Origin of the sequence: Pseudomonas sp. RIT-To-2 (assembly GCF_029623465.1) — a bacterium.
GTDB classification, from domain to species: Bacteria; Pseudomonadota; Gammaproteobacteria; order Pseudomonadales; family Pseudomonadaceae; genus Aquipseudomonas; species Aquipseudomonas silvicola.
Map to the genome: position 1 here is coordinate 38360 of NZ_JAPYKM010000013.1, position 19459 is coordinate 57818.

Here is a 19459-nt window from a genome sequence, read left to right on the forward strand (position 1 = left end):
CGCAGGTGCAGAAAAGCCGCTCATCGAGCGGCTTTTTCTTTAGCCCTGTATCTGCTTTTTCAAGCACAAACAAAAACGCCGCTCAATGAGCGGCGTTCTTGATTAATTTGGAGCGGGAAACGAGACTCGAACTCGCGACCCCGACCTTGGCAAGGTCGTGCTCTACCAACTGAGCTATTCCCGCAAAAGACAACTTACTAAGCAGCTATCTTGTTGAAATCGTTGATGTTTCATCAACGTTTCGATGGGGCAGATTTTGAATCCATTTGGATTGTTTGGCAAGCCCTTTTTGAAAATATTTTTCAAATTCATGCATTTAGCGCTTTTCGGACGCGCTCTTCCCTTCGCGGCGAATGCCGACCGAGGGCAAATCGCGCGCAAACAAAAACGCCGCTCAGTGAGCGGCGTTCTTGATGAATATGGAGCGGGAAACGAGACTCGAACTCGCGACCCCGACCTTGGCAAGGTCGTGCTCTACCAACTGAGCTATTCCCGCAAATGGCGTCCCCTAGGGGACTCGAACCCCTGTTACCGCCGTGAAAGGGCGGTGTCCTAGGCCACTAGACGAAGGGGACACGCTGCCCGGAACACATGGTGTGTGTTCCAGTGCCCAGCCCCGCATCCGAAGACTTGGTTCTGGTTTCACTCAGCCCCGCCCGAAAGCAAGACCGTTTAAAATTGGAGCGGGAAACGAGACTCGAACTCGCGACCCCGACCTTGGCAAGGTCGTGCTCTACCAACTGAGCTATTCCCGCATTGGCGTCCCCTAGGGGACTCGAACCCCTGTTACCGCCGTGAAAGGGCGGTGTCCTAGGCCACTAGACGAAGGGGACACACTACAACATTCACTCCCTGCCGCGCTTCGCTGTGTGCTTTACGCTGCAAGTGGCGCGCATTCTAGGGGTGGTTTGAAGAATCGTCAACCCCCTGTGATAAATTTATTTAAATCAATGACTTCCCGGCCGATAACCTGATTGGGAACGGCATCGGGCGCCCTGCCCGACAGGCTCCCGGGGCAAACGCCACTATCCGGGTGGGGGCGAAGCCACTACACTCAAATGGACGATAACCTGACGAGGCTTACACGGTGACACCACTCATGATCACCCTGCTTATAGTAGCGGGGATCGTTATATTGATTGCCATCGGCTACCTGAACAATGTGGTGGAGAACAACAAGCTGGAAAAGAAGAAGCTCAAGCTCGAGCTTCATGACCGCTTGCGCCGCTGCGGCGAAATCACCGAGACCTTTCCGGGGCAGTTGATGACCCCGGCGCTGAAGCTGTTGCTGACGCGCCTGGAACTGAACCTCAACCAACGCATCCTGGCCCAGGACAAGGGCAACGCAGGCGTTCGCGCCCGCCTGGGTGAACTGGAAGCGGAAATCGCCAAGGGTGAAGGCATTTCAGTGAACAACCCGCCCACGCCGATCCAGACAGAAGCCAAGGCCAAGGACGTGCGTTTTCTGCTTGAAGCGCTGCACAGCCAGGTGACCCGCGCGGCACAGGACGGTTTTCTGCCGGCCAATGAAGCCAAACACTGGATCCGCGAGATCCGCCACATCCTGGTGCTGTTGCATATCGAGTTCTTCAACAACCTGGGCCAGGCGGCGTTGCAGGCCGAGCAGCCTGGGCAGGCGCGGCTGGCATTCGAACGTGGCGTACAGTACTTGCGCAAGCAACCGGAACCGGCGGTTTACCAGGAGCAGTTGCACTACATGGAGAAGTTGCTGGGGCGCGCCAATGCCATGGTGCTGGACAAGACAGCGCCCAGCGAAGATGACCATAACGAACTGACCGACGGGCTCAAGGAAGTCGAGCCGGAATGGAAGAAGAAGGTCATCTACGACTGACTGCGTTAATAGAGGACCTGGCCGCGCGGTACAGGTAGACCGCGTGCACCGCCGACGCGGCCGGGTCCGCTGCATTCCTGGTCAGCAGTCGGTCAGGCGCAGGAATACGTTCACCAGTTTTTCGATGCCGGCTTGATCCGCTTCGGCGAAGCGTGCCAGCTTCGGGCTGTCCAGGTCCAGTACGCCAATCAGGCGCCCTTCCTTGATCAACGGAATCACCAGCTCACTGTTCGATGCGCTGTCACAGGCAATGTGGCCGGGGAAGGCGTGCACGTCTTCCACGCGCTGGGTCTGGCGGGTGGCCGCCGCGGCGCCGCACACGCCCTTGGCGAACGGAATGCGCACACAGGCTACCTGGCCCTGGAACGGGCCCAGTACCAGTTCCTCGTTGCGGTTCAGGTAGAAACCCGCCCAGTTCAGGTCATCCACGGAGTGGTAGAGGAATGCTGAAAACTGCGAGGCGTTGGCAATGAAGTCACGCTCGTCGGCGAGCAGCGATTCCAGTTGCGCGGTCAGCATCGCGTAGCCTTCGAGGCCCTGGCCGGTGCTGTTCAAATCAATCATTGCGGTTGCTCCAGTAATTTGAGGCCCACCCAGTAACGGGCGAATTGGTAGGCGCAGCGGCCGTTGCGGTTGCCGCGGCCAGTGGCCCAGCGTGCCGCGAGGATATCCAGCTCCTCGGTGCGTTGCCAGACAAGGCCGGCCTGGCTGGCGAACTGGCCCACCCAGTGCTCGACCACGTCGAGAAAATGTTCCTGATTGAACGGGTAGAACGACAGCCACAGGCCGAAACGGTCGGACAGGGCAATCTTGTCTTCCACCGCCTCGCTGGGGTGGATTTCGCCATCCACGTTTTGCCAGTGGGCGTTGTCGCTCTCTTTTTCCGGCACCAGGTGCCGGCGGTTGGAGGTGGCGTACAACAGCACGTTCTCCGGTGCCGATTCCAGTGAACCATCCAGCACGCTCTTGAGGATACGGTAATCACCCTCCCCTGACTCGAATGACAAATCGTCGCAGAACAGCACAAAGCGCTGGGGCAGGTGCACCAGTTGCTCCACCACTCGCGGAAGGTCGGCCAGGTGGTCGCGCTCGATCTCGATCAGGCGCAGCCCCTGCGCCGCGTGCTCGGCCAGCAAGGCGCGCACCAGCGATGACTTTCCGGTACCACGCGACCCCCACAGCAGCGCGTGGTTGGCCGGCAACCCCTGAAGAAACTGCCGGGTGTTGGCGCCGAGCTGATCACGCTGGCGGTCCACGCCGATCAAGTCCGTGAGGCGGGTGTCGAGGCTCACCTGCAATGGCATCAGGTAGCCCGACCGGCCATCGCGCTGCCAACGCGCGGCCAGGCACCGGGACCAGTCGATTTCCGGGCGCACGGCCGGCAACAACGGTTCAAGCCGTGCGAGCACTGACTCGGCGCGCTCCAGAAATGCACTCAAACGCGCGTCCATGGCTTCTCCTTTTTTTCACAATCACAGTAAAAGGCGTCCGCGCGCTGTCGATATACTCCACTCACAGCGCCGAAACGAACAGGACTTCAGCTATGCTTGCCCAGCGCGCACGGAACGAAACACTGGCCCGGACCATATGGATATAAAGTTTACCCAGCGGCTGTCGTACAAGCAGGCTCGACTGACGGTAGTGGTCGGCTTCATCATCGGGACATTGCTGAGCATTGTGCAGATCGGCATCGATTATGCCAACGTCGATCTGGCCATCAACCGCGAGATGGTGTCGTTGCTGGAGATCAGCCACAACCCCGCCTCGCGCATCGCCTACAACATTGATGCCGAACTGGCCAAGGAACTGACCGCCGGCCTGTTGCACTCCGAGTCCATCGTCGGCGCACGCCTGTCCGACAACAACAATACCGTGCTCGCCAACGTCAGCCGCCCGCGCACGGAAAGCCGCTACCGGATGATCAGCGACTTCCTCTTCGGTGAGCGCCGCACGTACGATGACCCCCTGTTTCTGAGCCATATGCCCAGTGAACGCCTGGGTACCCTGCACCTGGACGTGGACACCTTCGCGTTCGGGCTGCGCTTTCTGCGCCGCGCCGAAATCACCCTGTTTTCCGGCTTCCTGCGCAGCCTGCTGCTGGCGGGGATCATGCTGGGGCTGTTCTATACCATGCTGACCAAACCGCTGGTGCGGGTGATCAGCGCGCTCAGCAACTCCAACCCGCACGCAGCCAAGCCCACCAAGCTGGACTACCCGCCCGGCCACGAGCACGACGAAATCGGCGTGCTGGTGCGCGCGGCGAACCAGCAGTTCGTTAGCATGAGCACCGAGATCCAGCAACGGCGCACCGCCGAAAACCGCCTGACCGAGTACCTGGCCGAGCTGGAAAACATTGTTTCGGCGCGCACCACTGAGCTCAAGGCCAGCAACATCCGCCTGAGCCTGTCCAACGAGGAACTGGAAAACGCCCGGCGCACGGCCCTGGACATGGCACAGGCCCGTGCCGCGTTCCTGGCCAACATGAGCCATGAGATCCGTACCCCGCTCAACGGCCTGCTGGGCATGATCGCCCTGTCCCTGGACAGCCCCCTGACCGCCGAACAGCGCCAGCAGCTGTCCATCGCCCATGACTCGGGCAAGGTGCTGGTGGAACTGCTCAACGACATTCTGGACCTGTCGAAATTCGACGCGGGCCAATTGGAGCTCGAACGCATTCCGTTCGACCTTGGCGCGCTGGTGGAAGACACCGCCAACCTGTTGTCACAGAACGCTGCCCCCAGCGTGGAGTTGACGTGCCTGATCGCCCCCACCTTCCCCTCCATGGTGCTGGGCGACCCCACACGCGTGCGGCAGATCGTCAGCAACCTGTTGTCCAACGCCCTGAAGTTCACCCGCTTCGGCCGTGTCGATGTGCGCCTGAGCACCTACCCGGGGGGTGTCAGCATCGAGGTGTGCGACACCGGCATCGGTATTGCCCAGGAAGCCCAGGTGAAGATCTTCCAACCCTTCACCCAGGCGGGCGCCGGCATTACCCGTCAGTTCGGCGGCACCGGCCTGGGGCTGGCGCTGACCAACAACCTGTGCGAAGCCATGCAGGGCCGCCTGAGCATCAGCTCCGAAGCGGGCTTTGGCAGCCGATTCAGTGCCGACCTGCCCTTGCTGACCCACACCCCGGCCATCGCCCCGCCACCCCTGAAGGGCAAGGTACTGGCCATCAGCCCGGCCAGCAGCGGCCTGGCCGAACTGCTGGAAAACCTGCTGCCCGGCTGGGGGCTGGAGTACCAGCGCCTGGGGACCGACGCGCCCCTGGAGGGCTTGAAGCCCGACCTGCTGATCACCGACTGCCTGGACTGCCTGTTCGGCCTGCGCCCCGCCATCGACGCGCCGATATTGCTGGTGACCGCCTACGGCAACTTCCTGCCCACCGAGCAGGCCACCGCCCTGAGCCCCCTGCAACAGCAGGCCCGCCCGCTGGCGCGCAACGCCCTGTACCAGACACTCAAACGCACCCTGCTGGGCGACGAGCCGACCCAACAGCAAGCGCTGGAGCGCGGCGAAGCCCCCCAGCGGCGGGCGCGCATCCTGTTGGTGGAAGACAACCCCGTCAACCAGCTGGTGGCCAAGGGCATGCTCAGCAAACTGGGGTGCGAGGTGACGGTGGCGGCCCATGGCGGCGAAGCACTGGCAGCGCTGGAAGACCGCGAGTACGACCTGGTGCTGATGGATTGCAACATGCCGGTGATGGACGGCTATGAGGCCAGCCGCCGCATACGCCAGAGCGGCCGCTGGCCGCAAATGCCCATCGTCGCCCTGACTGCCAACGCCATGCCCGAGGAGCGCGAGCGCTGCCGAGCCGCGGGCATGAGCGACTACCTGGCCAAACCGTTCCGACGCGAGGAACTGGTCACCCTGATCGACCACTGGGTGCCGATCCCCCCAGCACCATGAGCCTGGCCAACAGTTGCTCCAACCCCGCTTGCAGGGGCTGCAGCTCGTTGAGGTCCAGGCCACTGGCGCAAATCAACTGCTGGCGCAACTCGCTTGCCTTGCGGCTCAGGGCCAGGCCCTCGGCGCTGAGGCTCAGGTGCACCTCGCGCTCATCCCGGGCCGCACGACGACGCCTCACCAGGCCCATCTGTTCGATACGCTTGAGCAACGGCGTCAGGGTGCCGGAGTCCAGCATCAGACGCTCCCCCAGCGCCTTGACCGTTGGCTGCTCGGGCTGGCTCTCATGCCATTCCCACAGCACCAGCAGAGCCAGGTACTGCGGGTACGTCAGGCCCAGGGCATCGAGCATGGGCTTGTAGCCACGGGTCACCGCCCGGGAAGCGGCGTACAGCTTGAAGCACAACTGGTCATCCAGCAGCAGGCCGTTCATTTGAGCAAGGCTTGGATCTCGCTATCCAGCTCCTGAGGCTTGGTGGTGGGGCCGAACCGCTTGACCAGCTTGCCGTCCTTGCCGATCAGGAACTTGGTGAAATTCCACTTGATACCTTTCGAGCCCAGCAGCCCGGGGGCACGCTGTTTCAACTGCACGAACAGGGGGTGGGCGTCTGCACCATTGACGTCGATTTTCTTGAACAGCGGGAAACTGACACCGAAGTTCAGCTCGCAGAACTGCGATATCTCGCCTTCGTTGCCCGGCTCCTGCTTGCCGAATTGGTTGCAGGGAAAGCCCAGCACCACCAGGCCTTGGTCTTTGTAGTCTTTCCACAACTGCTCCAGGCCCTTGTATTGCGGCGTGAAGCCACACTTGCTGGCCGTATTGACCACCAGGATGGCCTTGCCGTGGAAGTCGGCCAGGGTTTTCTGCTCACCGGTGATGGTGGTGCAGGGAATATTCAGCAGCGCGTCGCTCATGGCAGGTGCCCTCGGGTTGAGAACACGACCATAGCGTGCAATTCAATTGCACACAATCTATTTGCTGCAATTCGCCTCCTGCAGGAGCTGGCTGGTAAGCCAGCCCCTGCGAGTCGGGGGTTACTCGACGGTACGAGGCACCAGGTCCAGGCACACCGAGTTGATGCAGTAGCGCAGCCCGGTGGGCGGCGGGCCATCGGGAAACACGTGGCCCAGGTGGGCGTCGCAGGCGGCGCAGGTCACTTCGGTGCGGATCATGCCGTGGCTGGTGTCGCGAATCTCGACCATGGCGCTGTCTTCGATCGGCGCATAGAAGCTCGGCCAGCCGCAACCGGAGTCGAACTTGGTGGTGGAATCGAACAGCGCGGCGTTACAGCAGACACAGTGGTACACACCGTCGGTCTTGGTGCTGTTGTACTTGCCGGTGAAAGGCCGTTCGGTGGCCTTTAGCCGGCAGACGTTGTATTGCTCGGGGTCGAGCATCGCCTTCCATTCTTCTTCGGTCTTGGTGAACGTGGTCATCGGGTTACCTCGGCAGCGGAAAAACCCCGATCTGTCCCTTTTCCGGGGATCGGGTGGCACGTATGATTGCGCCTTGTTCAGACCCCAGTCTGTCACCCACGCCAGGCGCATTCAATTTCATTTTCATGGCGCCACTTCGCGGCACTTTTTTCCTTGGGACTCCATCATGCAGGTCAGCAAATCGAACAAGCTCGCCAACGTCTGCTATGACATTCGCGGGCCAGTGCTCAAGCACGCCAAACGCCTGGAAGAGGAAGGCCACCGCATCCTCAAGCTGAACATCGGCAACCCGGCCCCCTTTGGCTTCGAGGCGCCGGAGGAAATCCTCCAGGACGTGATCCGCAACCTGCCGACCGCGCAGGGCTACAGCGACTCCAAGGGCCTGTTCAGCGCCCGCAAGGCCGTGATGCAGTACTACCAGCAGAAGCAGGTGGAAGGCATCGGCATCGAGGACATCTACCTGGGCAACGGTGTTTCCGAGTTGATCGTGATGGCCCTGCAGGCCCTGCTCAACAACGGCGACGAGGTGCTGGTACCGGCACCCGACTACCCGCTGTGGACCGCCTCGGTGGCCCTGGCCGGTGGCCATGCCGTGCACTATCTGTGTGACGAGCAGGCCAACTGGTGGCCTGACCTGGACGACATCAAGGCCAAGATCACCCCCAACACCAAGGCCATGGTGATCATCAACCCGAACAACCCGACCGGCGCGGTGTATTCGAAGGAAGTGCTGCAAGGCATGCTGGAAATCGCCCGCCAGCACAACCTGGTGGTGTTTTCCGACGAGATCTACGACAAGATCCTGTACGACGACGCCGTGCACATCTGCACCGCGTCCCTGGCACCGGACCTGCTGTGCCTGACCTTCAACGGCCTGTCCAAGTCCTACCGCGTGGCGGGTTTCCGTTCCGGCTGGATCGCCATCTCCGGGCCCAAGCACAATGCCCAGAGCTACATCGAAGGTATCGACATCCTGGCCAACATGCGCCTGTGCGCCAACGTACCGAGCCAGCACGCCATCCAGACGGCGCTGGGCGGCTACCAGAGCATCAACGACCTGGTACTGCCCAATGGTCGCCTGCTGGAACAGCGCAACCGTACCTGGGAACTGCTCAACGACATTCCCGGCGTGAGCTGCGTCAAGCCCATGGGCGCGCTGTACGCGTTCCCGCGCATCGACCCCAAGGTGTGCCCGATTCACAATGACGAGAAGTTCGTGCTCGACCTGCTGCTGTCGGAAAAGCTGCTGGTGGTGCAGGGTACGGCGTTCAACTGGCCGTGGCCGGACCACTTCCGCGTCGTCACCCTGCCGCGGGTCGATGACCTGGAGCAGGCCATCGGGCGTATCGGCGGCTTCCTGAAGAACTACCGCCAGTAACCGAGTCGTCGAAACACTTTCCTCTGCCTCCTGTGGGGGCTGGCTTGCCAGCTCTCACGGATGCAGCCGCCTGAAGGGGGCTGCTACGCATCCGGTAACACATCTCCTCACAACCGTTGATCCCGCCACCCCACGGCGGTAGCGCTCCGCTGTCTAGAATCCAGGTTGTGACACAGTTTGAAATAGTCGCCTTGTTGAATCGCCGGTCCCCTCCCCTTATATACCGGACAACGCGACAATTTCTTCCGTCAGGAGTACGTAACAACCATGATGCGCATCTTGCTGTTTCTTGCCACCAACCTTGCGGTCGTGCTGATTGCCAGCATTACCCTGAGCCTTTTCGGCTTCAACGGGTTCATGGCGGCCAACGGCGTGGATCTGAACCTCAACCAATTGCTGGTCTTCTGCGCCGTGTTCGGCTTTGCCGGCTCGCTCTTCTCGCTGTTCATCTCCAAATGGATGGCGAAGATGAGCACCAGCACGCAGATCATCAGCCAGCCGCGTACCCGCCATGAGCAATGGCTGCTGGCGACCGTGGAGCAACTGTCTCGCGAAGCGGGCATCAAGATGCCCGAGGTGGGCATCTTCCCGGCCTACGAGGCCAACGCCTTCGCCACCGGATGGAACAAGAACGACGCCCTGGTAGCGGTCAGCCAGGGCTTGCTGGAGCGTTTCTCGCCCGAAGAAGTGAAAGCGGTGCTGGCCCACGAGATCGGCCACGTGGCCAACGGCGACATGGTCACCCTGGCGCTGGTGCAAGGCGTGGTGAACACCTTCGTGATGTTCTTTGCCCGCATCATCGGCAATTTCGTCGACAAGGTCATCTTCAAGAATGAAGAAGGTCAGGGCATGGCCTACTTCATCGCAACCATCTTCGCCGAAATCGTGCTGGGTATCCTGGCCAGCATCATCGTCATGTGGTTCTCGCGCAAACGCGAATTCCGCGCCGACGACGCCGGTGCCCGCCTGGCCGGCACTGGGGCCATGATCAGCGCGCTGCAGCGCCTGCGCTCGGAACAGGGCGTGCCGGTGCACATGCCTGACACCCTGACCGCCTTCGGCATCAACGGTGGCCTGAAACACGGGCTGGCCGGGTTGCTGATGAGCCACCCACCACTGGAAGACCGCATCGAGGCACTGCGCCGCCGCGGCTGAAGCCCTGCCCTCCCCCTGTGGGACAGGGGGAGATCCACAAGCGCCTGGGCTACCTGGACAACCGATAGACCCGCTCATTGAGGAAATCCGCGCCTGCATTGCGCTGCTTGGGGCTCTCGGCCAGCACATCCCGGCACTCGACCTGTTGTACCGTCCAATCCCTGCCATACAACGCCCGCACCTCTTCCTCAGCCACGGCGAATGGCGGCCCGGGCAACAACGACTGGTCATATTCCAGCGTCACCAGCAGCCCCGCGCGGGCGTGCGGCAGGATGTCGGCGAGGTGGCGCACATAACGCTCACGCATGGGCGGCGGCAAGGCGATCAGCGCCGCACGGTCGTAAAGCGCCGTGCAACTGGCCACGTCGGCAGCCGTCAGCGCAAAGAAATCGCCGCACCACACCTGTACATTGCCGGCCTCATAGCACCTGAAACCGCCGCGGGCCCGAATCTCAGGCTCAAGCCCCTGCTCGGCAAAGAACGCCTCCACGGCTTTCTGCGCCAGCTCCACGCCGATCACGCGCAACCCCTGCCCTGCCAGCCAGGCCAGGTCCAGGCTCTTGCCACACAGGGGCACAAGCACCCCGACACCCGATGCCAAACCCAGGCCTGGCCAATGAGCCTGAAGATAGGGGTTGACCGCCGCCTGGTGAAAACCAATCTGGTTGTGGTGCCAGCGCTCCTGCCAAAAATCCGCCTGCATGCTTGCTCCTGAAAAAATCGATCAAATGGCACTAAAACTTATATTAGATTTAGATCATTCAGTGGCCGAAGATAATCCCATCTTAACGCTCAGGACTTCCATCATGCTCCCCAGCCTGTTCATCTCCCACGGTTCGCCCATGCTTGCCCTGGAGCCTGGTGCCAGTGGCCCGGCACTGGCCAGGCTGGCCGCCGAACTGCCCCGCCCCACTGCCATCGTGGTGGTGTCAGCGCACTGGGAAAGCCATGAGCTGCTGGTTACCGGCAGCCCCCACCCGGAAACCTGGCACGACTTCGGCGGCTTCCCGCCAGAGCTGTTCGCCGTGCAGTACCCGGCCCCGGGTGACCCTGCGCTGGCGGCACGCATCGCCCAGCGCCTGACTGACGTGCGCCTGCCCGCGCGCCTGGACCCCAAGCGGCCTTTCGATCACGGCGCCTGGGTACCGCTGTCGCTGATGTACCCGGCAGCCGACATTCCCGTGGTGCAGGTCTCACTACCCAGCCGCCTGGGGCCACAATTGCAGCTGCTGGTTGGCCAGGCCCTGGCCGGGTTGCGCAGTGAAGGTGTGCTGCTGATCGGTTCTGGCAGCATCACCCATAACCTGCGCGAACTTGACTGGCACGCCGGCCCTGAACACGCCACGCCCTGGGCCAAGGCGTTCCGGGACTGGATGCTGGAGAAACTCGAGGCAGACGATGAAGCCGCGTTGCTCGACTACCGCCAGCGGGCGCCCCACGCGGCGCGAAACCACCCGAGCGATGAACACTTGCTGCCGCTGTACTTTGCGCGCGGGGCGGGTGACCGGTTCAGTCTTGCCCATGCCGGCTGGACGCTGGGGGCACTGGGGATGGACATCTACCGATTCGATTGAGGGCAAGCCAGCACCTGTAGCTGGACAAAAAAAATCCCCGGCACCAGGCCGGGGATTTTTCATTTCAGATCAGCCGCAAGGCAGGATCAGTCTTCGCGATAGCGACGCAGCTTCAGCTGCTTGCCAGCAACGCGAGTGTCCTTGAGCTTGGCCAGCAGCTTCTCCAGGCCTTCCTCAGGCAGTTCGACCAGGCTGAAGCTGTCACGTACCTGAATACGGCCGATCGCTTCGCGGGCCAGGCCGCCTTCGTTGAGGATGGCACCCAGCAGGTTTTTCGCGGCGATACCGTCACGTGCACCCAGGGCGGTACGGCAACGGGCACGGCCTTCGCCCAGCGGCATTGGCGCGCGACGCTCGCGGTCACCACGCTCAGGACGGTCACCGGTGGTGCGCTCGCGTGGCGCGCTGGTAGGCACCAGCGGCTGCTCGCGCTCCACTGCTTCCAGGGTCAGCGCCTGGCCATTGGTGGCCTTGCGCAGCAGCGCAGCGGCCAGGGCACGCGGCGAGCAACCGATGTCGGCCGTCAGGCGGTCCAGCAGGTCGCCGTGGGTAGCTTCCGCATCACCGACCAGTGGCGCCAGGCCGTTGGTCAGTTTCTTGATGCGGGCATCCAGTACGGCCTGGGCGTTCGGCAGGCGAACTTCAGCAACCTTCTGGCCGGTTACACGCTCGATGACCTGCAGCATGCGGCGTTCACGCGGGGTGACCAGCAGCAGCGCGCGGCCTTCGCGACCGGCACGGCCAGTACGGCCGATACGGTGAACGTAGGATTCCGGGTCGTACGGCATGTCAACGTTGAACACGTGAGTGATGCGCGGTACGTCCAGACCACGGGCAGCGACGTCGGTAGCGACGACGATGTCCAGGCGGCCATCCTTCAGCGAGTCGATGACGCGCTCACGCTGGTTCTGGGCAATGTCGCCGTTCAGGGCGGCGGCCTTGTAGCCTTTGGCTTCCAAGGCGCTGGCCAGGTCCAGGGTAGCTTGCTTGGTACGCACGAAGGCGATCAGCGCATCGAATTCTTCCACTTCCAGCAGGCGCAGGACGGCGGAAGTCTTCTGGTCGGCGTGAACCAGCAGGTGAGCCTGCTCGATCGCGGTGACGGTCTGGGTCTTGCTCTGGATCTTGACGTGTTTCGGGTCTTTCAGGTGACGCTCGGCGATCGCACGGATGGACTGCGGCAGGGTAGCCGAGAACAGTACGGTCTGACGGCTTTCAGGCATGGCCTTGAAGATGACTTCCAGGTCATCCATGAAGCCCAGCTTGAGCATTTCGTCGGCTTCGTCGAGAACCAGGTGGTTCACGGTGGCCAGGACCTTCTCGTCACGACGCAGGTGGTCGCAGAGACGGCCAGGGGTAGCCACGACGATTTGCGCGCCGTTACGGATAGCTTTCAATTGCGGGCCCATCGGGGCACCGCCATACACGGCCACTACGGTTACGCCAGGCATCTGCTTGGAGTAGGTTTCGAATGCAGTGGCTACTTGCAGCGCCAACTCACGGGTTGGCGCCAGGATCAGGGCTTGCGGCTCGCGCTTGCTCGGGTCGATGCGATTCAGAATCGGCAGTGCGAAGGCAGCGGTCTTGCCGGTACCTGTCTGCGCCTGGCCGATCATGTCATGACCTTCCAGGATGATCGGGATCGATTGCTGCTGAATAGCCGACGGCTCTTCATAGCCGGTCGCGATGACGGCTGCAACAATATTCGGGTTAAGTCCGAGAGCGGCGAAGCCGCCGGTTTCCTGGGTCATGGGTCTGCCTCTAAGTGCATCCGCAAAGACCCATGCTCCAAAGCTGCGCATGCCTTGTAAGACTCGAGAGTCACCCTGGCAGCTTTGTCGGCGGGGATTTGCGAAAACGATTGAATGAAAAAAAAGAATCGTCAGGGAGAGTCCGTGAAACGGACGTGCAGTCGAAGTTGTCTTCGGGGGATTGCGCTACCTGAACGCGGCCTGATTAAAGACCGGCGCGCACTATACCTGAAAACGCCGTGCACGTGAGAGTTTTTTATCAGCGGCAGACGGCTGAAGCCACGGTGGTCACAGGCTTCGCGCGCCGCCGCCCCGCAGGGGACGGCGCCCCGGCTTAATCGTTTCACCTACCGCCCGTCCGCAAGCCCCCGAATCAGGACGCCGGGCGCAACTGAGCGATCAGCCCCTGCAATGAATAACCCAAGCGCGGCATCAGCGCATCGGCGCGGGTCTTCAGGGCCTCCAGGTCCAACTCCTGATCCAGCTCGGCCGGGATGATCAGTATGACGTTGCCTTCGGTCACCGGCAGCTCCCAGTAGTGGCGGTGGTACAACCCGCGCAACAGGGCCGCACCCAGTGGCTTGCCGTCATCACCGGCCCACTGGTTGATGATCAGCCAGCCACCCGGGTTCAGGCGTTTCTGGCAGTCTTCCAGAAAGCGCCAGGCCAGGTGGCCGACACCGGGGCCGTGGTCGGTGTACAGGTCGACGAAGATCAGGTCCGCCGGTTCTGCCGTGGGCAGCAGCTCCAGCGCGTCACCGGTGCGGATATAAAGGCGCGGGTCGTCATCCAGGCCCAGAAACTCGATGGCCAGGCGCGGCACGTCCGGACGCAGCTCGATGGCCTCGACGTCTTCCAGGGGCAGGAACTTCAGGCAAGCCTGGGTCAGGGTGCCAGCACCCAGGCCCAGGAACAGCGCGCTTTCAGGTTGTTCATGGCACAGCGCGCCGATCAGCATGGCGCGGGTGTAGTCGTATTCCAGCCAGCTGGGGTCGGCAGTGAACACACAGCTCTGCTCGATGGCATCGCCAAATTCCAGGAAGCGGTAATCCTCCACTTCCAGCACGCGAATCATGCCAAATGGGTCATGCACTTCAGCCAGCACACGCTCGACGCGCTCGCGGGGTACTTCGGGTTCGTTGTCTTGCACCACGGGCGCTCATCAAACTGGAAAAAACCGATTGTCGCATCTGGGGGGAAAGCTGCAAGCTGCGAGCTTGCAGTTCCCACTCCCTGAACAAGAAGAGCCCGTGATGAGCCAACCCTGGACCCCCGAGAGCTGGCGCGCCCTGCCGATCCAGCAACAACCCCATTATCCCGACGCCGGCCGCCTGGCGCAGGTCGAACAGACCCTGGCCAGCTACCCGCCGCTGGTGTTCGCCGGGGAGGCCCGGGAACTGCGCCGCCAGTTCGCTGAAGTCACCCAGGGCCGCGCCTTTCTGCTGCAAGGCGGCGACTGCGCGGAGAGCTTCGCCGAATTCTCCGCCGCCAAGATCCGCGACACCTTCAAGGTGTTGCTGCAAATGGCCATTGTCATGACCTTCGCCGCAGGCTGCCCGGTGGTCAAGGTGGGCCGGATGGCCGGACAGTTCGCCAAGCCGCGCTCGGCCAACGACGAAACCATCGACGGTGTGACGCTGCCGGCCTACCGCGGTGACATCGTCAATGGCATCGGCTTCGACGAAAAAAGCCGCACCCCGGACCCCGAACGCCTGCAGCAGGCTTACCACCAGGCCACCGCCTCCCTGAACCTGCTGCGCGCCTTCGCCCAGGGCGGTTTTGCCGACCTTCATCAGGTGCACAAGTGGAACCTGGACTTCATTGCCAATTCGGCGCTGGCCGAGAAATATCACCAACTGGCCGACCGCATCGACGAAACCCTGGCCTTCATGCGTGCCTGTGGCCTGGACAGCGCCCCGCAACTGCGCGAGACCAGCTTCTTCACTGCCCATGAAGCGCTGCTGCTCAACTATGAGCAAGCCTTCGTGCGCCGTGACAGCCTGACCAACGACTATTACGACTGCTCGGCGCACATGCTGTGGATCGGCGACCGCACCCGCCAGCTCGACGGCGCCCATGTGGAGTTCCTGCGGGGCGTGCACAACCCCATCGGCGTCAAAGTGGGCCCCAGCATGAAGCCAGAGGACCTGATCCGGCTGATCGACACCCTCAACCCCGACAACGATCCTGGCCGCCTGAACCTGATCGCCCGCATGGGCGCCGGCAAGGTGGGCGACCATTTGCCGCCCCTGATTCGCGCCGTCCAGGCCGAAGGCCGCCAGGTGCTATGGAGCAGCGACCCCATGCACGGCAACACCATCAAGGCCAGCAGCGGCTACAAGACCCGCGACTTCGCGCAGATCCTCAGTGAAGTGAAGCAGTTCTTCCAGGTGCACCAGGCCGAAGGCAGCTATGCCGGCGGCATTCATATCGAGATGACCGGGCAGAACGTGACGGAGTGCATCGGCGGCGCGCGGCCGATTACCGAAGATGGTTTGTCAGACCGGTACCACACCCATTGCGACCCGCGCATGAATGCCGACCAGTCGCTGGAACTGGCATTCATGATTGCCGAGACGCTCAAGCAGGTTCGGCGCTAGAGCCGCGTCGCGGCCTTCCCGGATTTCGCCTGGCCCTGTGGGGCCGGGCGAAGCTCGGGAAAAGCGCGACACCGATTCAATTGACCAGCCCCTGCAACCCATGTCCGCGCTGGCACTCAACCCGCACCCTCTCCAATCCCAGCCACCCCGCCATCGCCTTTAATTGCACCGCCAACCCCTGCAGGGCGGCTTCATCCACCCCCCCAGCTTCCTCGTGCACCGCCAGCACGCGCAACTCCCCCGCTGCCCGCGCCGCGCGCACATCCACCCGCGCCACGATGCGCTCACCGTGCAGGAACGGCAGCACGTAGTAGCCGTACACCCGCTTGTGCGCCGGGGTGTAGATTTCCAGCCGATAGCGAAAATCGAACAGGCGCTCGGTGCGGTCCCGCTCCCATACCAACGAATCGAAGGGTGACAACAATGCGCTGGCGCTTACCTGCCGGGGAATACGCACCTGGCGCAAGCAATAGGCCGGCTGCCGCCACCCTTGTACCTCGCAGCGTTGCACCTGCCGGTTTTCCACCAGCTCGGCCAGGTGCCGCCGCGCATCGCCGGGGTCCAGGCGAAAGTAATCGCGCAGGTCCCGTTCGGTCGCCACCCCCAAGGCCGTGGCAGCGTGCAGCAACAACTGCCGGTGGGCTTCACCGACTTCCAGCGCCGGCAGCTTCAGCACGGCACTGGGCAGCACACGCTCGGGCAGGTCATACAGGCGCTCGAAGCCACGGCGGCCGGCCACGGTGACCAGGCCGGCGGCGAACAACCATTCCAGCGCATGTTTCTCGGCACTCCAATCCCACCAGGGCCCCGCGCGCTCTTGCCGGGTAGACAGGCTGCCTGCCCCCAACGCACCTCGTTCGCGCACCGTGTCCAGCACCCGCGCCACCACGGTTTTCTGCTCGACACCAAAGCGCGCCAGCTCTTTATAGATGCCCTTGCCCTGCGCTGCCCTTGCCATGCGCCAGGCCATGGCCGGGTACAGCGCCAAGGGCATCAGCGAGGCCTCATGGCCCCAGTATTCGAACAACTTGCGCTGGCGCCCACGCCCCCAGGCCAGTTCGTCGAACAGGGCCTGGGGGTAATCGCCAAGGCGGGAAAACAGCGGCAGGTAATGGGAACGCACCAGGGCGTTCACCGAATCGATCTGCACCACGCCCAGGCGCTGCACCGTCTGCAGCAGGTGGTTCGGCGCCAGCGCCGATTGCCGTGGGCGCGGGGCGAAACCCTGGGCGGCCAGGGCCAGGCGCCGGGCCTGGGCAATCGACAGGGACAGGGGCTGGGGCATGCACGACTCCTTGTGGGCTTGCCCTACAGTAGCCCCGCCCCTCGCAGCTTGCCAAGGTTACTTCTTCAGCGGGTCGTCCCAGAACCGCCGTTCGGTTTCCTGAGCAACATCGGCACGGCTCATGCCGATATCCTTGAGCATGTCGTCGCTCATCGACGCCAGTTGTTGACGTTCCCACGCCAGTTGCCGCCAGCGCCGCACCCTGCTTATCAGGCGCTGCCACACGCCCGTGATAGAGCCGCCGCCGAACGGTACCCGCACCACCAGTACATACCCTTTTTGACCTTTCATCATCCGACCCTCCAGTTGGGGATGACTGAGTGTCGCGCCGGGCTTAAGATCAATCCAACGAATGTTTCTTATGGCTCCCATCTTGGAGTTTGATGAATGTCCCATTATCAAAGTATCGACTCGGAAGTGCTGCGCACCTTCGTCGCCATCGCCGACGAGGGCGGTTTTACCCGCGCAGGGGAGCGGGTCAACCGCACTCAGTCGGCGGTGAGCATGCAGATGAAACGCCTGGAAGAAGACATCCTCCAGCGCCAGCTCTTCGAGCGCGACGGCCGCCAGGTACGCCTCACCGCCGAGGGCCAGATTCTGCTGGGGTACGCGCGGCGCATTCTCAAACTGCACAGCGAGGTGTTCACCACCCTGCGCCAACCGCACATGGTGGGTACGGTGCGCATCGGCACCCCGGACGACTACGCCATGCGTTTTCTGCCCGGCATTCTGTCGCAGTTTGCCCAGGCCTACCCGCTGGTGCAGGTGGAGGTGCACTGCGAAAGTTCGAAACAGCTGATGGCCCGCCAAGACCTGGACCTGACCATCGTCACCCGCGAGCCGGGCACGGAAATCGGCCAATTGCTGCGCCAGGAGCGCTTCGTCTGGGCCCAGGCCCAGGGCTTCACGCCCCATGAACAGAGCCCGGTGCCGCTGGCGATGTTCAACAGCGACTGTTTCTGCCGTGCCTGGGCGTGCCATGCCCTGGACGCCCAGCAAAAACCTTACCGCGTGGCGTACACCAGTCCCAGCCTGGCCGCGATCATGGCGGTGGTCAGCGCCGGGCTGGCGGTAACCGCCCAGTTGCAAAGCCTGATCACCGCCGACATGCGCATTCTGGGCGAGGCCGAAGGCCTGCCGCTGCTGCCCATGGCCAGCATCGTGCTGCTGCGCAACGACAGCAGCCGCAGCGACATTACCGAATGCCTGGCCGACCATATTGCCGAAGGTTTCAAGCGCTGATCATTTAACGAACTCTCGGCGATGTTCACCGCTCAAACCTTTCAACACGCCATTGAAAGGCTAAGGCGGATTAGCTGGCGCATTAAACACCTTGACGCTAAATTCGCCGCCACCAATTGAATCAAGGATCAGCATGAACGCCGACCGCCCCACTTCCAGCGCTGCCGAAGGCCACTGCGACGATCTGCTGCTCGACAGCCAATTGTGCTTTGCCCTCTATTCCACCTCGCTGCTCATGACCAAGGTCTACAAGCCGTTGCTGCAGGCCCTGGACCTGACGTACCCGCAGTACCTGACCATGATGGTGCTATGGGAAAAGGACGGCCTGACAGTGGGTGAAATCAGCACGCGGCTGCTGACCGACCCGGGATCGTTGACCCCGCTGCTCAAGCGCCTGGAGGCCGAGGGCCTGCTCAGCCGGACCCGTAGCCGCGAGGACGAGCGCGTGGTGATCGTCGAACTGACCGACCAGGGCCGCGCGCTGCGCGAGAAGGCCAAGAGCATTCCGGGGTGCATTCTGGCGGCCACGGGCGGCTCGGTGGAACGCTTGCGCCAGTTGCAGGGCGAGTTGCTGGAACTGCGCGGCAACCTGCACGACAGCCTTTGATGCTGCCCTCGTTGTAGCCGCTGACGTGCCCTCAAAAGCTCGCTGGAAAGCGAGCGCTGCCGGGCCAATACACCTTGCAGACTTACCGTTCGTCCTGAGCATCGAATTATTATCTTGCGCGCAAACTATTAACGCACTAATCTAATTTCGTACGCAGACAAACGCGCCCTCCAGCGCCACCCCTATCAAGCAGAACGAGGTGTCACCATGCAAACTCTCTACACCGCAACCGTAACCGCTACCGGTGGCCGCGACGGCCGTGCTGTATCCAGCGACAACATCCTGGACGTCAAACTGGCCACCCCCAAGGCCCTGGGCGGCGCCGGCGGTGAGGCCACCAACCCGGAACAACTGTTCGCCGCCGGGTATTCGGCCTGCTTCATCGGCGCCCTGAAATTCGTCGCTGGCCAGTCCAAGCGCGCCTTGCCGGCTGACACCCAAATCACTGCCGAAGTCGGCATTGGCCAGATCCCCGGCGGCTTCGGCCTGGATATCGACCTGCGCATCAGCCTGCCGGGGCTGGAACAAGCCGACGCCCAGGCACTGGTGGACGCCGCCCACCTGGTGTGCCCGTACTCCAACGCCACGCGGGGCAACGTCGATGTGCGCCTGCACGTCAGCGTCTGATAAGACAGCGCCCACAAAAAAGCCCGACTCAAGGTCGGGCTTTCT

Annotated in this window: 18 protein-coding genes, 5 tRNA genes and 1 pseudogene; 9 read left to right on the forward strand and 15 right to left on the reverse strand. The window is 62.6% G+C overall.

All coding sequences use genetic code 11. The annotated features are described in order from the left end of the window. Nucleotides 1-108: 108 nt before the first annotated feature. The 5 genes from QBK88_RS13810 to QBK88_RS13830 form a co-directional block, all read right to left on the reverse strand. A tRNA-Gly gene (locus tag QBK88_RS13810) sits at nt 109-184 on the reverse strand. A 236-nt stretch (nt 185-420) separates the two neighbouring features. Next, nucleotides 421-496: transfer RNA gene (locus QBK88_RS13815), tRNA-Gly, on the reverse strand. A 3-nt stretch (nt 497-499) separates the two neighbouring features. Continuing rightward, nucleotides 500-575 (reverse strand) — tRNA-Glu (locus QBK88_RS13820). Nucleotides 576-679: 104 nt separating this feature from the next. After that, nucleotides 680-755 (reverse strand) — tRNA-Gly (locus tag QBK88_RS13825). Nucleotides 756-757: 2 nt separating this feature from the next. Beyond that, nucleotides 758-833 (reverse strand) — tRNA-Glu (locus tag QBK88_RS13830). A gap of 254 nt (nt 834-1087) precedes the next feature. On the opposite strand from QBK88_RS13830, the gene QBK88_RS13835 reads away from it, so the two are divergent. Further along, nucleotides 1088-1852 carry a hypothetical protein gene (locus tag QBK88_RS13835; protein ID WP_268149635.1) on the forward strand — a complete coding sequence of 255 codons (765 nt, stop codon included), beginning with the start codon at nt 1088-1090 and terminating at the stop codon, nt 1850-1852. Nucleotides 1853-1933: 81 nt separating this feature from the next. Here the strand turns inward: QBK88_RS13835 and QBK88_RS13840 are convergent, their stop codons facing one another. Further along, entirely contained in the window at nt 1934-2416 is a 483-nt protein-coding gene (locus tag QBK88_RS13840) for a GAF domain-containing protein (RefSeq protein WP_277962437.1), read from the reverse strand. Continuing rightward, on the reverse strand, nt 2413-3303 hold the full coding sequence (locus tag QBK88_RS13845; protein WP_268149631.1) for an ATP-binding protein: 891 nt from the start codon (nt 3301-3303) through the stop codon (nt 2413-2415). Before QBK88_RS13845 ends, QBK88_RS13840 begins: the two co-directional genes overlap by 4 nt. A gap of 136 nt (nt 3304-3439) precedes the next feature. Here QBK88_RS13845 and QBK88_RS13850 point away from each other — a divergent pair, with 136 nt between their 5' ends. After that, the gene (locus QBK88_RS13850) at nt 3440-5761 is read left to right on the forward strand and encodes a response regulator (protein ID WP_277962438.1); all 2322 of its coding nucleotides are present in this window, start codon (nt 3440-3442) and stop codon (nt 5759-5761) included. Here the strand turns inward: QBK88_RS13850 and QBK88_RS13855 are convergent. The 3 genes from QBK88_RS13855 to msrB form a co-directional block, all read right to left on the reverse strand. Beyond that, nucleotides 5718-6191: a transcriptional regulator, SarA/Rot family gene (locus tag QBK88_RS13855; RefSeq protein WP_277962439.1), complete on the reverse strand. Its 474-nt coding sequence runs from the start codon at nt 6189-6191 to the stop codon at nt 5718-5720. The genes QBK88_RS13850 and QBK88_RS13855 overlap by 44 nt on opposite strands. Beyond that, on the reverse strand, nt 6188-6673 hold the full coding sequence (locus tag QBK88_RS13860) for a glutathione peroxidase (protein ID WP_268149625.1): 486 nt from the start codon (nt 6671-6673) through the stop codon (nt 6188-6190). The genes QBK88_RS13855 and QBK88_RS13860 overlap by 4 nt, the downstream gene beginning before the upstream one ends. 120 nt (nt 6674-6793) lie before the next feature. After that, nucleotides 6794-7195 (reverse strand): peptide-methionine (R)-S-oxide reductase MsrB, encoded by a 402-nt coding sequence (msrB, locus tag QBK88_RS13865; RefSeq protein ID WP_277962440.1) that lies wholly within the window; start codon nt 7193-7195, stop codon nt 6794-6796. A gap of 166 nt (nt 7196-7361) precedes the next feature. Here msrB and QBK88_RS13870 point away from each other — a divergent pair, with 166 nt between their 5' ends. Both QBK88_RS13870 and htpX read left to right on the forward strand, forming a co-directional pair. Next, nucleotides 7362-8573 (forward strand): pyridoxal phosphate-dependent aminotransferase, encoded by a 1212-nt coding sequence (locus tag QBK88_RS13870; RefSeq protein ID WP_158155573.1) that lies wholly within the window; start codon nt 7362-7364, stop codon nt 8571-8573. 267 nt (nt 8574-8840) lie between these two features. Next, the gene (gene htpX / locus QBK88_RS13875) at nt 8841-9728 is read left to right on the forward strand and encodes a protease HtpX (protein ID WP_268149621.1); all 888 of its coding nucleotides are present in this window, start codon (nt 8841-8843) and stop codon (nt 9726-9728) included. Nucleotides 9729-9777: 49 nt separating this feature from the next. On the opposite strand, the gene QBK88_RS13880 is transcribed toward htpX, so the two are convergent. Beyond that, nucleotides 9778-10431 carry a thiopurine S-methyltransferase gene (locus tag QBK88_RS13880; RefSeq protein WP_277962441.1) on the reverse strand — a complete coding sequence of 218 codons (654 nt, stop codon included), beginning with the start codon at nt 10429-10431 and terminating at the stop codon, nt 9778-9780. A gap of 103 nt (nt 10432-10534) precedes the next feature. Between QBK88_RS13880 and QBK88_RS13885 the strand changes: the two genes are divergently transcribed. After that, on the forward strand, nt 10535-11302 hold the full coding sequence (locus tag QBK88_RS13885) for a DODA-type extradiol aromatic ring-opening family dioxygenase (RefSeq protein ID WP_277962442.1): 768 nt from the start codon (nt 10535-10537) through the stop codon (nt 11300-11302). A gap of 86 nt (nt 11303-11388) precedes the next feature. Here the strand turns inward: QBK88_RS13885 and QBK88_RS13890 are convergent. Further along, nucleotides 11389-13087 (reverse strand): annotated as a pseudogene (locus QBK88_RS13890) (DEAD/DEAH box helicase). Between the two features lie 339 nt (nt 13088-13426). Then, a complete protein-coding gene (locus QBK88_RS13895) occupies nt 13427-14128 on the reverse strand; it encodes a spermidine synthase (protein WP_268151409.1) in 702 nt (233 codons plus the stop codon). A gap of 178 nt (nt 14129-14306) precedes the next feature. On the opposite strand from QBK88_RS13895, the gene QBK88_RS13900 reads away from it, so the two are divergent. Next, nucleotides 14307-15653, forward strand: coding sequence for a class II 3-deoxy-7-phosphoheptulonate synthase (locus QBK88_RS13900; protein ID WP_277962443.1), 1347 nt, complete (start codon nt 14307-14309; stop codon nt 15651-15653). 76 nt (nt 15654-15729) lie between these two features. On the opposite strand, the gene QBK88_RS13905 is transcribed toward QBK88_RS13900, so the two are convergent. Both QBK88_RS13905 and QBK88_RS13910 read right to left on the reverse strand, forming a co-directional pair. Next, nucleotides 15730-16938, reverse strand: a complete 1209-nt coding sequence (locus QBK88_RS13905; RefSeq protein ID WP_277962444.1) for a DNA glycosylase AlkZ-like family protein — start codon at nt 16936-16938, stop codon at nt 15730-15732. 57 nt (nt 16939-16995) lie between these two features. Continuing rightward, nucleotides 16996-17229 (reverse strand): DUF1127 domain-containing protein, encoded by a 234-nt coding sequence (locus tag QBK88_RS13910; RefSeq protein ID WP_277962445.1) that lies wholly within the window; start codon nt 17227-17229, stop codon nt 16996-16998. A 96-nt stretch (nt 17230-17325) separates the two neighbouring features. On the opposite strand from QBK88_RS13910, the gene QBK88_RS13915 reads away from it, so the two are divergent. The 3 genes from QBK88_RS13915 (at nt 17326) to QBK88_RS13925 (ending at nt 19414) form a co-directional block, all read left to right on the forward strand. Beyond that, nucleotides 17326-18180, forward strand: coding sequence for a LysR substrate-binding domain-containing protein (locus QBK88_RS13915; protein ID WP_277962446.1), 855 nt, complete (start codon nt 17326-17328; stop codon nt 18178-18180). Between the two features lie 133 nt (nt 18181-18313). Continuing rightward, nucleotides 18314-18787: a MarR family winged helix-turn-helix transcriptional regulator gene (locus QBK88_RS13920; RefSeq protein ID WP_158156525.1), complete on the forward strand. Its 474-nt coding sequence runs from the start codon at nt 18314-18316 to the stop codon at nt 18785-18787. Nucleotides 18788-18994: 207 nt separating this feature from the next. Continuing rightward, nucleotides 18995-19414, forward strand: coding sequence for an organic hydroperoxide resistance protein (locus QBK88_RS13925; protein ID WP_176571694.1), 420 nt, complete (start codon nt 18995-18997; stop codon nt 19412-19414). The last annotated feature ends 45 nt before the right edge of the window (nt 19415-19459 follow it).

Excerpts from the sequence above, each read along its gene's own strand:
- QBK88_RS13840 (WP_277962437.1), bottom strand. The coding sequence starts at position 2,416 with ATGATTGATTTGAACAGCACCGGCCAGGGCCTCGAAGGCTACGCGATG.
- QBK88_RS13845 (WP_268149631.1), bottom strand. The coding sequence starts at position 3,303 with ATGGACGCGCGTTTGAGTGCATTTCTGGAGCGCGCCGAGTCAGTGCTC.
- QBK88_RS13850 (WP_277962438.1), top strand. The coding sequence starts at position 3,440 with ATGGATATAAAGTTTACCCAGCGGCTGTCGTACAAGCAGGCTCGACTG.
- QBK88_RS13855 (WP_277962439.1), bottom strand. The coding sequence starts at position 6,191 with ATGAACGGCCTGCTGCTGGATGACCAGTTGTGCTTCAAGCTGTACGCC.
- QBK88_RS13860 (WP_268149625.1), bottom strand. The coding sequence starts at position 6,673 with ATGAGCGACGCGCTGCTGAATATTCCCTGCACCACCATCACCGGTGAG.
- msrB (WP_277962440.1), bottom strand. The coding sequence starts at position 7,195 with ATGACCACGTTCACCAAGACCGAAGAAGAATGGAAGGCGATGCTCGAC.
- QBK88_RS13870 (WP_158155573.1), top strand. The coding sequence starts at position 7,362 with ATGCAGGTCAGCAAATCGAACAAGCTCGCCAACGTCTGCTATGACATT.
- htpX (WP_268149621.1), top strand. The coding sequence starts at position 8,841 with ATGATGCGCATCTTGCTGTTTCTTGCCACCAACCTTGCGGTCGTGCTG.
- QBK88_RS13880 (WP_277962441.1), bottom strand. The coding sequence starts at position 10,431 with ATGCAGGCGGATTTTTGGCAGGAGCGCTGGCACCACAACCAGATTGGT.
- QBK88_RS13885 (WP_277962442.1), top strand. The coding sequence starts at position 10,535 with ATGCTCCCCAGCCTGTTCATCTCCCACGGTTCGCCCATGCTTGCCCTG.
- QBK88_RS13895 (WP_268151409.1), bottom strand. The coding sequence starts at position 14,128 with ATGATTCGCGTGCTGGAAGTGGAGGATTACCGCTTCCTGGAATTTGGC.
- QBK88_RS13900 (WP_277962443.1), top strand. The coding sequence starts at position 14,307 with ATGAGCCAACCCTGGACCCCCGAGAGCTGGCGCGCCCTGCCGATCCAG.
- QBK88_RS13905 (WP_277962444.1), bottom strand. The coding sequence starts at position 16,938 with ATGCCCCAGCCCCTGTCCCTGTCGATTGCCCAGGCCCGGCGCCTGGCC.
- QBK88_RS13910 (WP_277962445.1), bottom strand. The coding sequence starts at position 17,229 with ATGAAAGGTCAAAAAGGGTATGTACTGGTGGTGCGGGTACCGTTCGGC.
- QBK88_RS13915 (WP_277962446.1), top strand. The coding sequence starts at position 17,326 with ATGTCCCATTATCAAAGTATCGACTCGGAAGTGCTGCGCACCTTCGTC.
- QBK88_RS13920 (WP_158156525.1), top strand. The coding sequence starts at position 18,314 with ATGAACGCCGACCGCCCCACTTCCAGCGCTGCCGAAGGCCACTGCGAC.
- QBK88_RS13925 (WP_176571694.1), top strand. The coding sequence starts at position 18,995 with ATGCAAACTCTCTACACCGCAACCGTAACCGCTACCGGTGGCCGCGAC.